This window comes from Streptomyces telluris (assembly GCF_024519335.1).
Lineage (GTDB): Bacteria > Actinomycetota > Actinomycetes > Streptomycetales > Streptomycetaceae > Streptomyces > Streptomyces telluris.
The window spans coordinates 187,080-205,245 of the sequence record NZ_JANIID010000003.1 but is presented as its reverse complement, the minus strand read 5'-3'; the positions used below and the strand labels follow the sequence as shown (position 1 = coordinate 205,245).

15 protein-coding genes are annotated in these 18,166 nt (G+C 73.1%); 8 read left to right on the top strand and 7 right to left on the bottom strand.

Features of this window, described 5'->3' with window-relative positions:
* Window positions 1-28 precede the first annotated feature (28 nt).
* A complete protein-coding gene (locus NQU55_RS05225; protein WP_372504640.1) occupies window positions 29-3,202 on the bottom strand; it encodes an FAD-binding and (Fe-S)-binding domain-containing protein in 3,174 nt (1,057 codons plus the stop codon).
* 263 nt (window positions 3,203-3,465) lie between these two features.
* On the opposite strand from NQU55_RS05225, the gene serC reads away from it, so the two are divergent.
* Window positions 3,466-4,584, top strand: coding sequence for a phosphoserine transaminase (serC, locus tag NQU55_RS05220; protein WP_168090696.1), 1,119 nt, complete (start codon window positions 3,466-3,468; stop codon window positions 4,582-4,584).
* Between the two features lie 67 nt (window positions 4,585-4,651).
* Here the strand turns inward: serC and NQU55_RS05215 are convergent, their stop codons facing one another.
* Entirely contained in the window at window positions 4,652-5,707 is a 1,056-nt protein-coding gene (locus tag NQU55_RS05215) for an esterase-like activity of phytase family protein (protein ID WP_168090695.1), read from the bottom strand.
* 328 nt (window positions 5,708-6,035) lie between these two features.
* Here NQU55_RS05215 and NQU55_RS05210 point away from each other — a divergent pair, with 328 nt between their 5' ends.
* The 3 genes from NQU55_RS05210 to NQU55_RS05200 all read left to right on the top strand — a co-directional run bounded on the left by NQU55_RS05210 (window position 6,036) and on the right by NQU55_RS05200 (window position 8,361).
* Entirely contained in the window at window positions 6,036-6,347 is a 312-nt protein-coding gene (locus NQU55_RS05210; protein ID WP_240976063.1) for a hypothetical protein, read from the top strand.
* A 222-nt stretch (window positions 6,348-6,569) separates the two neighbouring features.
* Window positions 6,570-7,259 carry a GDSL-type esterase/lipase family protein gene (locus tag NQU55_RS05205; protein WP_240976062.1) on the top strand — a complete coding sequence of 230 codons (690 nt, stop codon included), beginning with the start codon at window positions 6,570-6,572 and terminating at the stop codon, window positions 7,257-7,259.
* A 106-nt stretch (window positions 7,260-7,365) separates the two neighbouring features.
* Window positions 7,366-8,361, top strand: a complete 996-nt coding sequence (locus tag NQU55_RS05200) for an aldo/keto reductase (RefSeq protein ID WP_168090694.1) — start codon at window positions 7,366-7,368, stop codon at window positions 8,359-8,361.
* 292 nt (window positions 8,362-8,653) lie between these two features.
* On the opposite strand, the gene thpR is transcribed toward NQU55_RS05200, so the two are convergent.
* The 3 genes from thpR to NQU55_RS05185 all read right to left on the bottom strand — a co-directional run bounded on the left by thpR (window position 8,654) and on the right by NQU55_RS05185 (window position 11,199).
* Window positions 8,654-9,217, bottom strand: a complete 564-nt coding sequence (thpR, locus tag NQU55_RS05195; protein ID WP_168090693.1) for an RNA 2',3'-cyclic phosphodiesterase — start codon at window positions 9,215-9,217, stop codon at window positions 8,654-8,656.
* A 119-nt stretch (window positions 9,218-9,336) separates the two neighbouring features.
* Window positions 9,337-10,734 (bottom strand): MFS transporter, encoded by a 1,398-nt coding sequence (locus NQU55_RS05190; protein WP_168090692.1) that lies wholly within the window; start codon window positions 10,732-10,734, stop codon window positions 9,337-9,339.
* 27 nt (window positions 10,735-10,761) lie between these two features.
* Complete coding sequence (locus NQU55_RS05185; protein WP_168090691.1) at window positions 10,762-11,199, bottom strand: MarR family winged helix-turn-helix transcriptional regulator; 438 nt, start codon at window positions 11,197-11,199, stop codon at window positions 10,762-10,764.
* A gap of 180 nt (window positions 11,200-11,379) precedes the next feature.
* Between NQU55_RS05185 and NQU55_RS05180 the strand changes: the two genes are divergently transcribed.
* From NQU55_RS05180 to NQU55_RS05170, 3 genes are all read left to right on the top strand, one after another.
* Window positions 11,380-12,330 carry a ferritin-like domain-containing protein gene (locus NQU55_RS05180; protein ID WP_240976061.1) on the top strand — a complete coding sequence of 317 codons (951 nt, stop codon included), beginning with the start codon at window positions 11,380-11,382 and terminating at the stop codon, window positions 12,328-12,330.
* Window positions 12,331-12,505: 175 nt separating this feature from the next.
* A complete protein-coding gene (locus NQU55_RS05175) occupies window positions 12,506-13,228 on the top strand; it encodes a VC0807 family protein (protein ID WP_168090690.1) in 723 nt (240 codons plus the stop codon).
* Between the two features lie 107 nt (window positions 13,229-13,335).
* Window positions 13,336-13,527 (top strand): DUF1059 domain-containing protein, encoded by a 192-nt coding sequence (locus NQU55_RS05170; protein WP_168090689.1) that lies wholly within the window; start codon window positions 13,336-13,338, stop codon window positions 13,525-13,527.
* Window positions 13,528-13,569: 42 nt separating this feature from the next.
* Here NQU55_RS05170 and NQU55_RS05165 read toward each other — a convergent pair whose 3' ends face one another.
* Window positions 13,570-15,978: an HAD-IC family P-type ATPase gene (locus NQU55_RS05165; RefSeq protein ID WP_168090688.1), complete on the bottom strand. Its 2,409-nt coding sequence runs from the start codon at window positions 15,976-15,978 to the stop codon at window positions 13,570-13,572.
* A gap of 113 nt (window positions 15,979-16,091) precedes the next feature.
* A complete protein-coding gene (locus NQU55_RS05160; protein WP_168090687.1) occupies window positions 16,092-16,367 on the bottom strand; it encodes a DUF2530 domain-containing protein in 276 nt (91 codons plus the stop codon).
* A 301-nt stretch (window positions 16,368-16,668) separates the two neighbouring features.
* On the opposite strand from NQU55_RS05160, the gene NQU55_RS05155 reads away from it, so the two are divergent.
* On the top strand, window positions 16,669-18,141 hold the full coding sequence (locus NQU55_RS05155) for an NCS2 family permease (protein WP_168090686.1): 1,473 nt from the start codon (window positions 16,669-16,671) through the stop codon (window positions 18,139-18,141).
* The last annotated feature ends 25 nt before the right edge of the window (window positions 18,142-18,166 follow it).

Here is an 18,166-nt window from a genome sequence, read left to right as displayed (position 1 = left end):
ATCAAGCGTGCTTGCCTTTATTTTTCGGTCAGTTGTGCGGACGGGCGGTGGTGAGGGCCTCGGCGAGCACCTCGGCCAGGTGGCGGGCGCGCGTGCCGTCGCCGCCCGCGAGCTGGGTGATCTGCGTACGGCAGGAGAACCCGTCGGCCAGGACCTCCACCTGTGCGTCCTGGCCGGCGGCCTGCCGCAGAGCGGGCAGCAACTGCTCTTCCGCGCACGCCACGGACACCTCGTAATGGCCCGCTTCGAACCCGAAGTTCCCGGCCAGGCCGCAGCATCCGCCGCTCAGCGCGCCCACGAGTCCGGCGCGCACGCGGAGGCGGCGTTCGGCGGCGTCGCCGAGGACCGCGTGCTGGTGGCAGTGGGTCTGGCCGGCCACGTGGCGGTCCAGGCGGGGCGGCCGCCAGTGCGGGGCGAGCTCTTCGAGGGTCTGCGCGAAGGTGCGGATGGACGCCGCCAGTCGGCGCGCCCGCGGGTCGCCGGGAAGCAGCTCGGGGAGGTCCGTACGGAGCGAGGCGGCGCAGCTGGGCTCCAGCACGGTGACGGGCAGGCCGGCGGCGAGCGCCGGAGCCATGAGGCCGAGGGTACGGCGCATCTCCTTGCGGGCACGGTCGAGTTGTCCGGTGGAGACCCAGGTGAGGCCGCAACAGGGCGCCTTCGGTGGGACGGCGACACGCAGCCCGGCGCTCTCCAGGACCGCCACGGCGGCGCGGCCGACCTCCGGGGAGAGGAAGTTGGTGAACGTGTCGGGCCAGAGCACGAGATCCGCGCCCGCGGCGCGGTACTCCTCCCGCCCGCCCACCGGTTCCCCGGAACCGGACCGGTTACCGCCGGGGCCGTTGCCGGGCGCCCGGGCACCGCCGGGAGAAGCGGAGCCCGGACCGGCGGCGCCGGAGCCAGGCCCGGAGCCGAAGCCACGGCCGGAGCCGAAGCCAGGGCCAGGCCCGGAGCCAGGGCCAGGGCCGGAGCCGAAGCCAGGCCCGGAGCCAGAGCCAGGCCCGGAGCCAGAGCCAGGGCCGGAGCCAGGGCCAGGGCCGGTAGCTGTGCCTGCGGCCGCGTCGTCGCCCGTGCCGGGACCGGCAGCCGGCAGCCCGGCGGCCGAAGACGCAACCCCGCCGACCGGTCCGCCGCCGGGGCCCTCGCCCGACCCGGCACCCGGGCCACGAGCCCACCCGTCGCACCGCACATCCCCCCGCCCCCGCCACCACCGCGTGAACGGCTCCCCCGCAAGCTGCGGAAGATCCCGTTCCCGGGCGAGCCCTCCGAGCCGCTTCGCCGCCGCGGCGACCGGCGCCGTCCCCGCCAGCCGGTTGGCCGCCCCGGTCGCCCGGAGCGCCGTCACCCCCCGGAGCCACACCGGCAGCCACCCCATCGCGTAGTGGGCGGCGGGCCGCACCCGTCCCGCGTAGTGGTGGTGGAGGAACTCCGCCTTGTACGTGGCCATGTCGACGCCCACCGGGCAGTCGCTGCGGCATCCCTTGCACGCCAGGCACAGGTCGAGCGCCTCGCGGACCTCCTCCGAGCGCCAGCCGTCCGTGACGACCTCGCCCGCCAGCATCTCGTGCAGCAGGCGGGCCCGGCCGCGCGTGGAGTGCTGCTCCTCGCGCGTCACCCGGTAGGAGGGGCACATCACGCCCGCCGCGCCCGGAACCACCTCCGTCTCACGGCACTTGGCGACGCCGACGCACCGCCGCACGGCCCCCGCGAAGTCGCCGCCGCCCTCGCCGTCCGCGGGGTAGGCGAAGACGACCGGCACCGGGCGGCCCGGGAGCGCGTCGAAGCGGAGGTTCTCGTCCAGTTTGCGGGGGCGGGCGAGGATGCCGGGGTTGAGGCCGCCGTCGGGGTCCCAGAGGTCCTTGAAGCGTTCGAAGAGGCGGACGACCTCGGGTCCGTACATCTTCGGCAGGAGTTCCGCCCGCGCCTGCCCGTCGCCGTGCTCGCCGGACAGGGAGCCGCCGTGCGCGACGACCAGGTCGGCGGCGTCGCCGGAGAAGTCGCGGAAGCGCCGCACGCCGTCCGGGCGGGTCAGGCCGAAGTCGATGCGCACGTGGATGCAGCCGTCGCCGAAGTGGCCGTAGGGCGCGCCGTGCAGCCCGTAGCGGCGCAGGAGGGCGCGGAAGTCGCGCAGGTAGGCGCCGAGCCGGGCGGGCGGGACCGCGCAGTCCTCCCAGCCGGGCCACGCCTCGGTGCCGTCGGGCAGGCGGGTGGCGGTGCCGGCGGCGTCGTCGCGGATGCGCCACAGGGCGCGCTGCCCGGCCGCGTCCGCGACGATCGTGCGGCCGGTGGCGGCGGGGGCGGCCGCCCGGGCGATCTCCTCGGCGCGCGCCCGGGCCTCGGCGGCCGTGTCGCCGCCGGTCTCGACGAACAGCCAGGCCGTGCCCCGGGGCAGACCGGCCGCCGAGGCGGGGCCGACCAGGTCGGCGGCCATGCCCTCGACCGTCAACGGGCGGTGCGGCAGCAGCAGATGGGCGGCGTCGGCGGCGTCGCTCTCGTCGGCGTACCCCAGCACCGCCAGGACGCGCGCCCGCGGCGCCTCGACCAGCCGTACGGCGGCCTCCGTCAGCACCCCGAGCGTGCCTTCGCTGCCGGTGAAGGCGCGGGCCACGTCGGCGCCCCGTTCCGGAAGCAGGGCGTCCAGCGCGTATCCGGAGATGCGCCGCGGAAGGTCGGGGAACCTGGTGCGCAGCAGCGCGAGTTCGCTCTCGGCCAGGCCGCGCAGACCCGCGGCGAGCCGGGGCGACAGGCCGTCGTACCCGCGGGAGAGCCGCGCCCGCTCCCCGCTGTACGTCAGCACGTCCAGCTCGCGGACGTTGTCGGCGGTCGTCCCCCAGGCCACGGAGTGCGCCCCGCACGCGTTGTTGCCGATCATGCCGCCGAGGGTGCACCGGCCGTGCGTGGACGGGTCGGGGCCGAACGTCAGCCCGTGCGCGCCCGCCGCGGAGCGGAGCGCGTCGAGGACGACGCCCGGCTGGACGACGGCCGTACGGGTCTCCGGGTCGATCGCCGTGATCGCGTTCATGTGGCGGGTGAAGTCCAGCACCACGCCGGTGCCCGTCGCCTGCCCGGCGATCGAGGTGCCCCCGCCGCGGGCGACGACCGGCACGCCGTGCTCGCGGCAGACGGCGAGGGCGGCCGCGACGTCGGCGGCGTCGCGCGGGGCCACGACGCCGAGGGGCACGCGGCGGTAGTTCGAGGCGTCCATGGTCATCAGCGCGCGGGCGCCGGCGCCGAAGCGGACCTCGCCCCGCACGGCCTTGCGGAGGGCTTCCTTCAGCGCTCCGGGCACGTCTTCGTGCAGTGCTTCGTGCAGCTCGCCATTCGGCTCTTCGTCCGGCTCTTCGTGGTCAGCATCACTCTCCACAAGATCAGCCATACCCCCCATAGTGCCCCGGAGCCCCTGGTTCCACCGTCTCACCGAACGGACGTTTTACTGATCGCGAACACCGCACGCACTAGGCTGCCCACGTGGCTGATATCCAGATTCCCGCTGACATCAAGCCCGCCGACGGTCGCTTCGGCGCGGGCCCGTCCAAGGTGCGTACGGAAGCGCTCGCCGCGCTGGCTGCCACCGGAACCTCTCTGCTCGGCACGTCCCACCGCCAGGCACCGGTCAAGAACCTGGTCGGCCAGGTGCGCGACGGCGTGCGCGAACTCTTCTCCCTGCCCGAGGGCTACGAGGTGATCCTGGGCAACGGCGGCTCCACCGCCTTCTGGGACGTCGCGACGCACGGCCTCATCGAGACCAGGTCGCAGCACCTCGTCTTCGGCGAGTTCTCCTCCAAGTTCGCCAAGGCCGCGAAGCTCGCGCCGTGGCTGGAGGAGCCGACCGTCATCTCGTCCGAGCCCGGCACGCACCCGGAGCCGAAGGCGGAGGCGGGCGTCGACGCCTACGCCTTCACCCACAACGAGACCTCCACCGGTGTGGCCGCGCCCCTCAAGCGCGTCGAGGGAGCCGACGAGGGCGCACTCGTCCTGGTGGACGCCACGTCAGGCGCGGGCGGCCTGCCCGTCGACATCGCCGAGACCGACGTCTACTACTTCGCCCCGCAGAAGTCCTTCGCCTCCGAGGGCGGCCTGTGGATCGCCGTCTTCTCGCCCGCGGCCCTGGAGCGGGCGGCGCGCGTGCACGCCTCCGGGCGGCACATCCCCGAGTTCTTCTCCCTGCCGACCGCGATCGACAACTCCCTGAAGAACCAGACGTACAACACCCCGGCCCTCTCCACCCTCTTCCTGCTCGACCAGCAGCTGAAGTGGATCAACGGCCAGGGCGGCCTGGACTGGGCGGTGCGCCGCACCGCGACGTCGGCCCGCACGCTGTACGGCTGGGCCGAGGCCTCCGACCACGCGACGCCGTTCGTGACCGACCCGGCCAAGCGGTCGGCCGTCATCGGCACGATCGACTTCTCCGAGGACGTGGACGCGGCGGCCGTCGCCAAGGTCCTGCGCGCCAACGGCATCGTGGACACCGAGCCGTACCGCAAGCTGGGCCGCAACCAGCTGCGCGTCGCGATGTTCCCGGCGATCGACCCGGCGGACGTGGCGGCCCTGACGGCCTGCGTCGACTACGTGATCGAGCGCCTCTGACGAGGAGGGGCCGCCCGCCCGGGGCGGGCGGCCCCGTCACCCGCCTTCCCTCTCCCGCCCGCGCGCCTCACCGCCGCCGGACCACCCTCCGCACCCCCAGGACGAGGACCGCCGCCACGGCGAGCGTGCCCGCGCCGAGGGCGATGGTGCGGGTCCGGTCGTCGCCGTCGCCGCCGTCCGGGCCGCCGCGGGAGGCGCCGCCGCCCTTCGCGTCGTCCCGCTGCTTCGCCGCCGCGTCCGGCAGGAGGTCGCCCTGCAGGACGACCGGTTGCACGGAACTGCGCTTGCCCTCCGTCCCGTACATGAGGGTCCGGCCGTCCGGGGCGAAGGTGACGGACTCCCCCTGGCGCTGCAGCGGCACGCTCGGGCGGCCGATCTCCTCGGGGCGGCCGTCGCGCCAGCGGTACTCGATCGCGTCGAAGTAGCCGCGGACGACAAGCCGGGTCCCGTCCGGGGAGAAGGCGCCGTCCGTGGCCCACGTGTCGATGTCCGCGGTCTTCCGGAAGACGTTGACGCCGGAGGCGGACAGCTTCTCCGGGGCCGCGTACAGGGCGCCCGGGCCCGAGCGCTTCTTGCTGACGATGTAGACGCGCCCGGTCTTCGGATGCACCATCAGCGACTCGGCGTCGCGCGGCCCGTCCTCGTAGCGGACGGTGTAGCGGGTGGGGGTGACGGTGGTGTCCTTGAGGGTCTTCGGCTCGGCGAAGCGGTAGATCCACACTTCCTTCCAGCGTCCGCCGAAGTTGTCCCCGATGTCGCCGACGTAGAGGGAGCCGTCCGGGCCGAGGGAGATGGCCTCCACGTCGCGGGTCTCGATCCCGGAGAGGGTGACGGTGGCGACGGTGCGGCCGGTGCGGCTGTCCACGGCGTAGACGTACGGGCCGTCGTCGCTGTCGTTGTGCGTCCAGTACACGCCGGGGTGGGTGCGGCTGGCCGCCAGCCCGCTGGACTCCTTTATCCGCGGGTCCTCGATGGTGAAGGCGGCCGCGCCGTCGGCGGCGGCCCGCTGCGCGGTGGCGGCCCGCTGTGCGGCGGCGTCGTCGCCGTCGGCCAGGGCCGGCGCGGCGGGCAGCACGGCGAGCGCGGCGGCGGCGAGAGCGGCGAGGATCGGGCGTGGACGCATGGCTCCAAGCCTGCCATCCGGCCGCGTGCGACGGGGTCGGGCGACGCCGACGCGGTCGCGGCGAGCGCGGTACTGGGCGGCCCCGCCGGGGCGCCGGTACGACCGGCGCGCGCCACCCGCCCGGAACGCGACACCCCCGCTTTCCCGCGCGCCGCCCTGATCTGCGCCCCGTCCCCGACACCTCTGCAAACACGGTGAATATTCGCCAGACCCGCGGCCGAAAAGCACCAACCAATAAGAACTCATTGGCGAATTACCGCACTGCCGTTCGCGCGATCTCCCGTTAGGTTCTCGTTCGAACGGCAATCAGTTCCAGGGAGGGAAGTCTATGAAGCGCATCAAGCGCCGCCTGGCCTACGCAGCCGTGGGTTCGATCATGGCGGCCGGCACCGGTCTGGTGGGGGCCTCGGCCGCTTCGGCAGCACCGGCGCCGCACGTCTCGTCCTGTGACAACTACAGGAACACCGGGACCGTGTGGACGGCCAACTGTCGCGTCGACTACGGCCAGTCCCAGTCGTGGACCCGGTGTTCCGACGGCACCTACCTGTACGGCGCCTGGGTGGGCAAGGGCTACTGGATCTTCAGAGGCGACTGCTCCGGCCACGGCCGGGTCGTGAGCTACGGCCACACGGACCGCTGATCCGGCGCGAGCCGGTGAGGTGACACCCTGACGGATTCCGCCCCGCCCGTTGTTCGGCGGGGCGGATTCCGCCTTCCCGCCTCCGGGCCGCACCACCACGTTTTATTTTATACAAAAAATAATTCACTTTGATTTGCCGGAGAAAAGCCCTGCTCGGGCGGGCGCGCCCCGCACACGCACCTCGTGTGTCCCACCCGCCCCACGATCCGCGATGATGTACCCATGCGGATCATGTTCGTCGGCGACTCGATGACCATCGGTAGCGCCGGTGACCACACATGGCGCTACCGCATGTGGCAGCACCTCAACGCGACCCACGGCGGCCCGTACAAGATCGTCGGCCCGCGCCGCGAGCTGTACGACCCGGCCGCCGACGCGCCCGTCTCGCACTCCTACGGCGCACCCGGCTTCCCCGAGCGCGCCCGTGCGCACCTCGCCGGCTGGGGCGAGGGCTGGCTGCACATGGCCCCGCTCATCGGCGACGCCGTACGGGCCGGCCGCGCCGACACCCTCCTCGTCTCGCTCGGCCTGATCGACCTGGGTTTCTACACCGACGCCGGGCAGACGGCCGAGAACGTGCACCGCTTCGTCACCGAGGCGCGGGCGGCCAACCCGCGGATACGGGCGGTGCTGCTGCCCGTCATCCGCAACGTCCGCGCCCTGGGCGACCCGGCCTTCGCCGACGAGTGCGAGCGCTTCAACGAGCTGCTCGGCAAGGCCGTCGCCGAACTCGGCACGCCCGGCTCGCCGCTGCTCCTCGCCTCCCGCCCGGAGGGCTGGGACATCGACCGCGACACCTACGACGGCACGCACCCCAACGCGGCCGGCGAACACCTGCTGGCCGGCGCCTTCGCCGACGCGATGCACCAGGCGTGGGGCGTGGGCGCGCCGTACAGCCCGGCGCAGGACTGACGCCCGGCGGCCCCTCCCCATCGCCTGACGCGCCACCGGGCGGGACACGCCGTCCGACGCCCGCCCTCTTGATTGGAGTGCGCTCCAGGGCGTTGGCTGGTCCGCTATGGAGTACACGCAGCTCGGACGCACGGGACTCAAGGTCAGCCGGATCGTCCTCGGGACGATGAACTTCGGCCCCCAGACGGACGAGGCCGACAGCCACGCCATCATGGACGCCGCGCTCGACGCGGGCGTCAACTTCTTCGACACCGCCAACGTCTATGGCTGGGGCGACGACAAGGGCCGCACCGAGGAGATCATCGGCACCTGGTTCGCCAAGGGCGGCGGCCGCCGCGAGAAGGTCGTCATCGGCACCAAGGTCTTCGGCAACATGGGCCCGGACGGCGCCGACTGGCCGAACCACGACCGTCTGTCCGCCGTCAACATCCGCCGTGCCGTCGAGGGCAGCCTGCGGAGGCTGCAGACGGACCACATCGACCTGTACCAGTTCCACCACGTCGACCGGGCCACGCCGTGGGAGGAGATCTGGCAGGCGGTCGACGTCCTCGTCCAGCAGGGCAAGATCGTCTACGCGGGCTCCTCCAACCACGCCGGCTGGCACATCGCCCAGGCCAACGAGACCGCGCGGCGCCGCGGCTCGCTCGGGCTGGTCAGCGAGCAGTGCCTGTACAACCTCGCCGAGCGGCGCGCCGAGATGGAGGTCGTCCCGGCCGCGCAGGCGTACGGGCTCGGGGTGATCCCCTGGTCGCCGCTGCACGGCGGGCTGCTCGGCGGCGTCATCCGCAAGGAACGGGAGGGCGGCAGCGCCCGCGCCGCGTCCGGCCGCTCGGCCGACGCGCTCGCCAGCACCAAGGTCCGCGAGCAGGTCCAGGCGTACGAGAACCTGCTCGACAAGCACGGCCTGGCACCCGGGGAGGTGGCCCTGGCCTGGCTCCTCACCCGCCCGGGCGTGACCGGCCCCATCGTCGGCCCGCGCACGGCCGACCAGCTCGCGTCCGCCCTGCGCGCGGCCGAGCTGGAGCTGTCCGGCGAGCTGCTCGCGCAGCTGGACGAGATCTTCCCGGGTCCGGGCCCGTCGCCGGAGGCGTTCGCCTGGTAGGCCCGGGACCGGGGCCCGGGACCGCGGTCAGTGCGGTCAGGCCGGGCGGGCGCGGCGTCGTGGCGCCGGCCCGGCCCCCGGGAAGCCGCCGCGCCGGGTGAACCCCCGAAGGCCCCCGCGGGAGCCTTCGCGCACCGCTTACGGGGTCACTTCACCGCCGCCACCACGGCGACGACGACGAGCATCGCGGCGAGCGCGGCGGTCATGATGCGGTTTCTGGTCTTCGGGTCCACGCATCGAGCGTAACGGGCGGCGGGTGGTGGCCCGGCCGCCGGGGCTCGCCCGCCGGCCGCTACCCGCCCAGCTCCCAGGCGGCCACCGTCTCGTAACGGGGGCGCTCCCCGGGAACGCCGCCGCCCGGAAGCCGGCTCCGCATGAGCTCCAGCCGCTCCACGGTCCAGGGCGTGCCGCTGAAGCCGGCCAGGCTCTCGGCGTACGGCCGGAGGTTCACCGGGCCCGCGGCGCGGGCGAGGGTGAGGTGGGGCCGGAAGTCGTGCGTGGTGTCGACGGCGACGCCCGCCCGGCGCGCCCCGGCCGCGGCCGAGCGGGCCAGATCGCGCAGGATCGTCCGCTCGCCGTCGGCCCCGACCCACAGCACCCGGTCCCCGAACCGCCCGCCGCCGGCGAAGCGCAGTTCGTGCGGCGCGTGGCGGTGGGCGGCGCGCCCCAGCCGCTCGGTGAGCTCCGGCAGCAGCTCCGGATCGACCTCGCCGAGGAAGGCGAGCGTGAAGTGCCAGCCGGACGGTTCGGTCCAGCGCAGCCCCTCCGCACCGGGCAGCCCGCGCAGGGACGCGGTGGCGTCCGTCAGCTCGACGACGGCCGCCTCGGGCGGCAGGACAGCGGCGAAGAGTCGCATAGGACCAGTCTCCCCTTTGGGCAGGGGTTTACGGATGCGGTGCCCGGGGGGCCGGACGGGACGGGCCCCGCCCCCGGCCTGAGCCGGGGGCAGCGGCAGGGGCCCCCAGGGGTCCCCGGCTACGCCGCCGTCGCCAGCCCCTCCGCCGGTGCCGGCTCGCGGGGGACAAAGGCGACGTGCGGGTGGCCGCGCCGTAGGTCGATCTTCAGGCGCAGGCCGCCGACCCGGGCCAGGGCCAGGCCCACCCCGGCCGCCGCGAGCGTGGCGACCGCGCCGCCGGCGAGGAAGCCGACGCGGGCGCCGTAGGCGTCGGTCACCCAGCCGACCAGCGGGGCGCCGAGGGGCGTGCCGCCCATGAACACCATCATGAACAGGCTCATGACACGCCCGCGCATCGCGGGATCCGTGGCCAGCTGCACGCTGGAGTTGGCGGTCACGTTGATCGTCAGGCCGAACATCCCGATCGGTGCGAGGAGCGCCGCGAAGACCCAGAACGAGGGCGCGAGGGCCGCCGTGATCTCCAGCAGGCCGAAGAGCAGGGCGGCGCCGACGAGGAGCCGCAGCCGCGAGCTGCCCCGGCGCGCGGCGAGCAGGGCGCCCACCAGGGAGCCGGCCGCCATCAGGGTGTTGAGCAGGCCGTAGGTGCCGGCGCCGCCGTGGAAGACGTCGTTGACGAAGGCCGTGAGCCAGATCGGGAAGTTGAAGCCGAAGGTGCCGATGAAGCCGACGAGGACGATCGGCCAGACGAGGTCCGGCCGCCCGGCCACGTAGCGCAGGCCCTCTCTGAGCTGGCCCTTGCCGCGCGGCGCGGGCTCGACCTTGTGGAGCTCGGAGGTGCGCATCAGCAGCAGTCCGGCGACGGGCGCGACGAAGGACAGGCCGTTGAGGAGGAATGCCCAGCCGCTGCCCACGGCGGTGATCAGCACACCGGCGACGGCGGGGCCGACCAGGCGCGCGGACTGGAAGTTGGCGGAGTTGAGGCTGACGGCGTTGCGCAGGTCGGCGGGGCCGACCATCTCCACGACGAAGGCCTGGCGGGCGGGGTTGTCCACCACGGTGACGAGGCCGAGCGCGAACGCGGTCAGGTACACGTGCCAGACCTGCACGTGCCCGGAGAGGGTGAGGACGGCGAGCGCGAGGCCGGTGACGCCCATGGCCGTCTGGGTGGCGATCAGCAGCCTGCGCTTGGGGTAGCGGTCGGCGATGACGCCGCCGTAGAGCCCGAGGAACAGCATGGGCAGGAACTGCAGGGCCGTGGTGATGCCGACGGCGGCGGACGAGCCGGTGAGGCTGAGGACCAGCCAGTCCTGCGCGATGCGCTGCATCCAGGTGCCGGTGTTGGAGACGACCTGGCCGGTGGCGAAGAGGCGGTAGTTGCGGATTCCGAGGGAACTGAAGGTGCCGCCCTTGCGCCCCGGACTCGTCGTCCGGCCGGGCTTGTTCAGGGCGGCGCTGCGTGTGGCGTCGTCGTGGCTGTTCGGTGCGGGTGCGGAGTCTGCTCCGTGTCCCGTACTCAAAGTGGGTTCGCCTCCTCCTGGCGCGTATTACAGGTGCGCGAGTTTCTCGAGGACGGGCGCGGCGGCGCGCAGCGTCGCCCACTCGTCCTCGTCGAGCCGGCCCACGAGCTCGGTGAGCCAGACGTTCCGCTTGCGGCGGCTCTCTTCGAGCATGGCCTCGGCCCGCTCGGTCTGGGTGACCACCTTCTGGCGGCGGTCCTCGGGGTGCGGCTCCAGCCGGACCAGGCCCTTGGCTTCGAGCAGGGCGACGATGCGGGTCATCGACGGGGGCTGCACGTGCTCCTTGCGGGCGAGCTCGCCCGGCGTGGCGCTGCCACAGCCGGCGAGGGTGCCCAGCACCGACATCTCCGTGGGGCTGAGCGATTCGTCGACCCGCTGGTGCTTGAGCCGACGCGACAGGCGCATGACACCGGAGCGCAGGGAGTTCACTGCTGCGGTATCGACTTGGGGGTCCCGGTCCGACATGTTCTTTAGCTTAACTCATTACCCGGACTAAATAAAGCCGGTTTACCAGGGCGCCCGGCGGCACCGCCCGCAGCACCGGAAGCACGGCGGGGAGGCGGGGTGACCCCGTCCACCCCTTGCGTGCGCGGGGGCAAAACATATGATCACCGGACTATTGCGGCGAATCATCGGGGGACCGCCATGAGCACGAACGCGAACGCGAGCACGCACGCGAGCACGAACACGGCCACAGACGCGAACGCGGCCACAGGCAGGAACACGGCCACAGGCAGGAACACGACGGCAGAGCCGGGCGCGGTTGCACAGCCGACGCAGCCCGCACAACCGGCGCAGCCCGTACAACCGGCGCAGCCGGCAGAGCCGACACAGCCGGTCACCTTCGCCGACTGGGTGCAGCACTTCACCGACGAGGCCGAGCGGCGCCGGCAAGCCGGCGACCCGGACTGGACGCAGGACGTCCGCCTGCCCCGCGCCGTCCGCAGCAGCCTCCAGCGCTTCCAGGTCGGCGAGAGCGGCGACGGCGCGAACCTGATCGGCAAGGCGGACCGGGCGGGCGACCCCGACTACGCCGCCGCCGTCCGCCTGTTCGTCGCCGAGGAGCAGAACCACGCGCGCCTGCTCGCCCGGCTGCTCGCCGCCGACGGCGCGCCGCTCCTCGACGGCCACTGGAGCGACGCGATCTTCGTCCGGGTCCGGCGGCTGTTCGGGCTGCGCCTGGAACTGATGGTCCTCACCATCGCCGAACTCGTCGCCGTCCCCTACTACCGGGCGGTCCGCGACGGCGTCGGGCAGGCGCTGCCGTCCGACGTCGCGGCCCGCATCCTGGCGGACGAACAGCGCCACATCCCCTTCCACTGCCTGCGCCTGCGCCAGTCGGTGGGCACTCTGCCCCGGCCGCTGCGCCGCCCCGCGATGGCCGGCTGGCGGGCGCTGCTCTGCGCCGCCGCCGTCTTCGTCGCCGTGGACCACGGGGCGGCGCTGCGCCGGCTCGGGGTGCGGCGGGGGCGGTTCGTCGCCCAGGTGACGGGCCTGGCGGGCGCGGTCGTGGCGGACGTCCTCGGCACGGGCCCCGGCCGTACGGACGGAGGCGGCCGAGCCCGCCGACGCCTGCCTGTCATGTCCGGTCGCTGACAAAAGTCATGGCCGACCGTGGATCAACGGCACTGCCGGAGGCACCGGGCGGACCGCGAAGGTAGAGGTACGCCCGGAAGCCGCACGGCTTACGGGGCACACACCGCAGACCCGGGGGCCTCCGACCATGAGCAACACGTCCTTCACCGCACCGCCGGCAACCACCACGCCGTATATGACTGACGTCACGTCAGCGACCGGGGTCCCGTCGGCACCTGATGTACCGTCAACGGCCCCCGTCCCGCGGGGGCGGGCCCTCTGGGAGAGCTTCGCGCCGCTGGTGGTGGACGCCGTCCTGCCGATGGCCGCGTACTACGCGCTCAGCAAGGGGTTCGGCATGGGCACGGTCGCGTCCCTGGGCTGGAGCAGCGCGCTGCCCGCCGCGCGGACGGTCTGGGGCCTGGTGAAGGACCGCCGGCTCAACGGGCTCGCCGCGCTCATCCTCGTCGTCAACATCGTGGGGCTGCTGCTCAGCACGGTCAGCGGGGACGCCCGGCTGATGCTGGCCAAGGACAGCGCCGTGAGCAGCGTCATCGGCCTCGTCGTGCTGGCCTCCGCGTTCGGGCGGCGGCCGCTGATGACCACCGGGCTCAAGCCGTGGGTGGTCAAGGGCGACCCCGTGCGGCTGGCCGCCTGGGACCGGCTGTCGGCCGGCGACGCGCGGTTCCGGCGCACCGAGCGGACGTTCTCCCTGGTGTGGGGGACGGCGCTGCTGGCCGAGTGCGTCGCCAGGGTCGTGGGCGCGTACACCCTGCCGGTCGACACGATGGTGTGGCTGGGGAACGTGATCCTGGGCGTCGCGGTCATCGCCGCGATGCTGGTCGGCGGCGGGCTGGCCGCCGATCCGATGGAGAAGACGGTCGACGCGGAGGTCCGGAAGGGCGCGGAAGCCGCCTAGGGCGCGGAGGTCACGGAAGTCGCAGCGTAGGCGGTGGGGGGCGGACGGCCGTCCCCACCGCCTACGCTGGAAGTGCGGCCCACTGAACGAACCCCCGGGAGGCCGTCATGACCAGGAAAGTCGCCGACTGCCGCCGGTTCCCCAGCGAGACGGACTGCTCGCTGACCATCACCGGTGAGGAGGACGAGGTCATCCGCGCCGCCAGCGAACACGCCGTCTCCGTGCACAAGCACCAGGACAGCCCGGCGCTGCGCGAGCAGATCCGCGAAATGCTGGAGGACGAGAAGGCCAGCGCCTGACACCGCGCGCACCCGTCCGCGCACCCGCCCCGCACCCGTGGCTCACGCGGGGAAGCGCCGGTCCACCCAGCGCCACGCCGACTCCAGCGCCCCGGCGGCCGTCGCCGCGATGGCGACGGCCGCCCAGGGCATGGTCGTGCCCACGAGCTTCAGGGCGAAGAAGTGCTGCAGCCAGGGCGTGACGAGCACGACGAGGAAGCCCGCGCCCATGGCCAGGACGAGGCCGATCCGCCACCACGTGTACGGGCGCGCGATGATCGCGAGCACCCACAGGGAGATCAGGAAGAGCGTCAGCGTCGCCGCGCTGGTCTCCGCGTCGAGGGCGCCGGGGCCCGCGTAGTGGTGCCGCGCCAGCAGGTACGCGGCGAAGGTCGCGGCCGCCGCGATGATCCCGGCCGGGATGGCGTACCGCATCACCCGGCGCACGAAGTGCGGCTTGGCGCGCTCCTTGTTCGGCGCGAGGGCCAGGAAGAAGGCGGGCACGCCGATGGTGAGCGTGGAGAGCAGCGTCAGGTGGCGCGGCAGGAACGGATACGGCACCTGCCAGCAGACCACGAGGATCGCCAGCAGCACCGAGTAGACGGTCTTCGTCAGGAACAGCGTCGCCACGCGCGTGATGTTGCCGATGACGCGGCGTCCCTCCGCCACCACCGACGGCAGCGTGGCGAAGCTGTTGTTCAGCAGCACGATCTGGGCGACGGCCCGGGTCGCCTCGGAGCCCGAACCCATCGAGACGCCGATGTCCGCGTCCTTCAGCGCGAGGACGTCGTTGACGCCGTCGCCCGTCATGGCGACGGTGTGCCCCCGGGCCTGCAGCGCGCCGACCATGTCCCGCTTCTGCTGCGGGGTGACGCGCCCGAAGACCGCGCCCTCGTCCAGGGCGGCGCCCATCTCCTCCCGGCCGGCGGGCAGCCGCCGCGCGTCGACCGGCCCCTCGGCGCCGGTCAGGCCCAGCTTGGCGGCCACGGCGCCGACCGAGACCGCGTTGTCGCCCGAGATGACCTTGGCGGAGACGTTCTGCTCGGCGAAGTAGCGCAGGGTGTCGCCCGCGTCCGGGCGCAGCCGCTGTTCCAGGACGACCAGGCCCGTGGGCCGGACGCCGTCGGTGACGCGCGGGTCGTCCAGCTCGCGCGCGGCGCGGGCGAGCAGCAGCACCCGCAGCCCGCGGGCGTTGAGCTCCTCGACCTGGGCGAGCGCCGGGGCCTCCGGGGCCAGCAGCACGTCGGGCGCGCCGAGCAGCCACGTGCCGCTCTCGCCGTCGGGGGTGCTCAGCGCGGCGCCGCTGTACTTCCGGGCGGAGGAGAAGGGCAGCGACTCGGTGCAGCGCCAGCGCGCCGGCGCCGGATAGGCGTCGATGATCGCCTGGAGGCTGGCGTTGGGCCGGGGGTCGGCCTCGCCGAGGGCGCCGAGCACCTGGCGCACGTGGGCCTCGCTCGCCCCGTCCGTCCTGTCACCCACCGCGCCGTCCAGCAGGCGCAGCTCGCTGACGTCCATGCCGCCCTCGGTGAGCGTGCCCGTCTTGTCCAGGCAGACGACGTCGACGCGGGCCAGGCCCTCGATCGCGGGCAGCTCCTGCACCAGGCACTGCTTGCGCCCCAGCCGGATCACACCGATCGCGAAGGCCACGGAGGTGAGCAGCACCAGCCCCTCGGGCACCATGGGCACGATCCCCGCGACCATCCGCCGGACCGCTTCCCGCCAGTCGTGGTCCTGGACGATCCACTGGCTGACGATCAGGCCGACGGCCGTCGGGATCATCATCCACGTCACGTACTTGAGGATCCGGCTGATGCCGGTGCGCAGCTCGGAGTGGACGAGCGTGAAGCGGGACGCCTCCTCGGCGAGCTGGGCCGCGTACGCCTCGCGCCCGACCTTGGTGGCGGTGAAGGCGCCGCCGCCCGCCACGACGAAGGACCCGGACATGACGGGGTCCCCGGCCCGCTTCAGCACCGGGTCGGCCTCGCCGGTCAGCAGCGACTCGTCGATCTCCAGCCCGTCCGCCTCCAGGACCCGGCCGTCCACGACGCACTTGTCGCCCGGCCCGAGCTCGATCACGTCGTCGAGGACGATCTCCCCGGTCGGGATCGCGCAAGGCGCGCCGTCGCGGCGCACGGTCGGCTTCGCCTCGCCGATGACGGCGAGCGAGTCGAGGGTCTTCTTGGCCCGCAGCTCCTGGACGATGCCGATCGCGGTGTTGGCGACGATCACGAAGCCGAAGAGGCCGTCCTGGATCGGGCCCACGACCAGGATGATCAGGAAGAGGACGCCGATGATGGCGTTGAACCGGGTGAAGACGTTGGCCCGGACGATCTCCGTGGTGGAGCGCGAGGAGCGGACGGGTACGTCGTTGACCTCGCCCCGGGCCACCCGCTCGGCGACCTCGGGCCCGCTCAGGCCCGGGTGCGGCGCCGGCAGGTGTTCCTCGGTCGCGGTCTGCGCCGGATCGCTCATGAGTCCGACGGTAAGGGGGCGCTGGGCGCCGTGCCTTCCGAACGGCGGGATGGCGTACGTCCCGACGGCTCGTAACCGACGAAAAGGCGAGCCTCTTCGGACGGGCTCCGGGCCTAGCGGGCCGTGCTCCCCGCCGCTTCGCCGCGATCGGCGGCGCGGCGGATCGCCGCGTCCCGCTTGCGGACGTACCAGACGCCGATCAGGCCGAGCCCGCCGCCGGCCAGGCACGTCCACACCCACCACAGGTGCCCGTGGTCCCGGAACCAGCCGTAGAAGGGGATCTGGACGAGGAAGAGGACGAACCAGATGACGGTGCCGCCGGTGATGGTGGCGACGACGTTGCCCTCCAGGGGCTCCGGCGCTTCGTGCCTGGGTGTCCACTTCGTCATGGGCGCAAGCGTAGTCCGTGGGGGCCGAGGGCCCGCGCGAGCCCCGGTGGGAGTCCCGGTGGAGTCCCGCGCGAGCCCCGGCGGGAGTGCGGTACAGCCGTCAAGGGGTCCGCGCCCGGACGCGGACCCCTTGGCGCATAAGGGTCTACGCGCGGAGATAGCAATCGCGGGCTTGTTTATTCATACTGAATCGAACGGAAAATGACTGGCTGGTTTCGTCTGATCATACAGTTCATGATCCATTCGCGTGTCCCCCCGCCGCCTACGTCCCCCGCGCAGGCCCATCCGACTGAGGTCCCGTATGCCCACCTCGGCCACTTCCCCGGTCGACGCCCAGCAGCCGTCCACGCCGCCGTCCCCGCCCAAGGGCGCCCTCGACCGGTACTTCCGGATCACCGAGCGCGGCTCCTCCGTCTCCCGGGAGCTCCGCGGCGGCCTGGCCACCTTCTTTGCGATGGCCTACATCGTCGTCCTGAACCCGATCATCCTCGGGGCCGGTCAGGACAAGTTCGGTCACCAGCTGGACAACGCCCAGCTGGTCACGGCCACCGCCCTGATGGCCGGGCTCAGCACCGTCCTCATGGGCGTCATCGGCAACGTGCCGATCGCCTGCGCCGCCGGCCTCGGCATCAACGCCGTCGTCTCGCTCCAGCTCGCACCCAAGATGAGCTGGCCGGACGCGATGGGCATGGTCGTCCTGGCGGGCCTGGTGCTGATGGTGCTCGTCGTCTCCGGTCTGCGGCAGCGCGTCATGGACGCCATCCCGGGCGGGCTGCGGCGCGCCATCGCGATCGGCATCGGCCTGTTCATCTCGCTGATCGGCCTGGTCGACTCCGGCTTCGTCACCCGCAACCCGGACGCCGCCCACACCACCGTGCCGCTGGGCCTCGGCCAGGGCGGCCAGCTGCAGGGCTGGCCCGTGCTGGTCTTCGTCGTCGGCCTCGCCCTGACCTTCATCCTCGTCGTACGGAAGACGCGCGGCGCGATCCTCATCGGCATCGTCGCGATGACGCTCGTCGCCATCGTGATCAACTCGATCGCCGGGATACCCGGCGCGAGCTGGGGCCTGTCCGTCCCCGAGGTGCCGGACAAGATCGTGGGCGCCCCCGACTTCGGCCTCATCGGTGACATCAGCCTCTTCGGCGGTTTCCAGGAGGTCGGGCTGCTGACCGGCTGCCTGTTCGTCTTCACCGTGCTGCTCTCGGGCTTCTTCGACGCGATGGGCACGATCATCGGCGTCGGCGAGGAGGCCGGGCTCACCGACGAGAACGGCCAGCTGCCCAACATGGGCAGGATCCTGATGGTCGACGGCGTCGCCGTCGCCGCCGGCGGCCTGGGCTCGGCCTCGGCCAACACCTGCTTCGTGGAGTCCACGGCGGGCGTCGGCGAAGGCGCCCGCACCGGCCTCGCCAACCTGATGACCGGCGGCCTCTTCCTCCTCACCCTGGTCTTCACCCCGCTCGCCACGGTCGTCCCCTCGCAGGCCGCCACGCCCGCGCTGCTCGTCGTCGGCTTCCTGATCATGGCGGCCAACGTCAAGGAGATCGACTGGAGCGACTTCACCATCGCGGTGCCGGCGTTCCTGACGATCATCGCGATGCCGTTCACGTACTCGATCACCAACGGCATCGGGATCGGCGTGCTCGCCTTCATCCTGCTGCGGATCGCCGACCGGCGGGGCCGCCAGATCCCGTGGCTGCTCAACGTCGTCGGGCTCTGCTTCCTCGTGTACTTCTTCCTCGACCCGATCGAGCAGATGCTGGGCGTGAAGTAACGCCCCCGCGGCCTTCCGCCCTCGC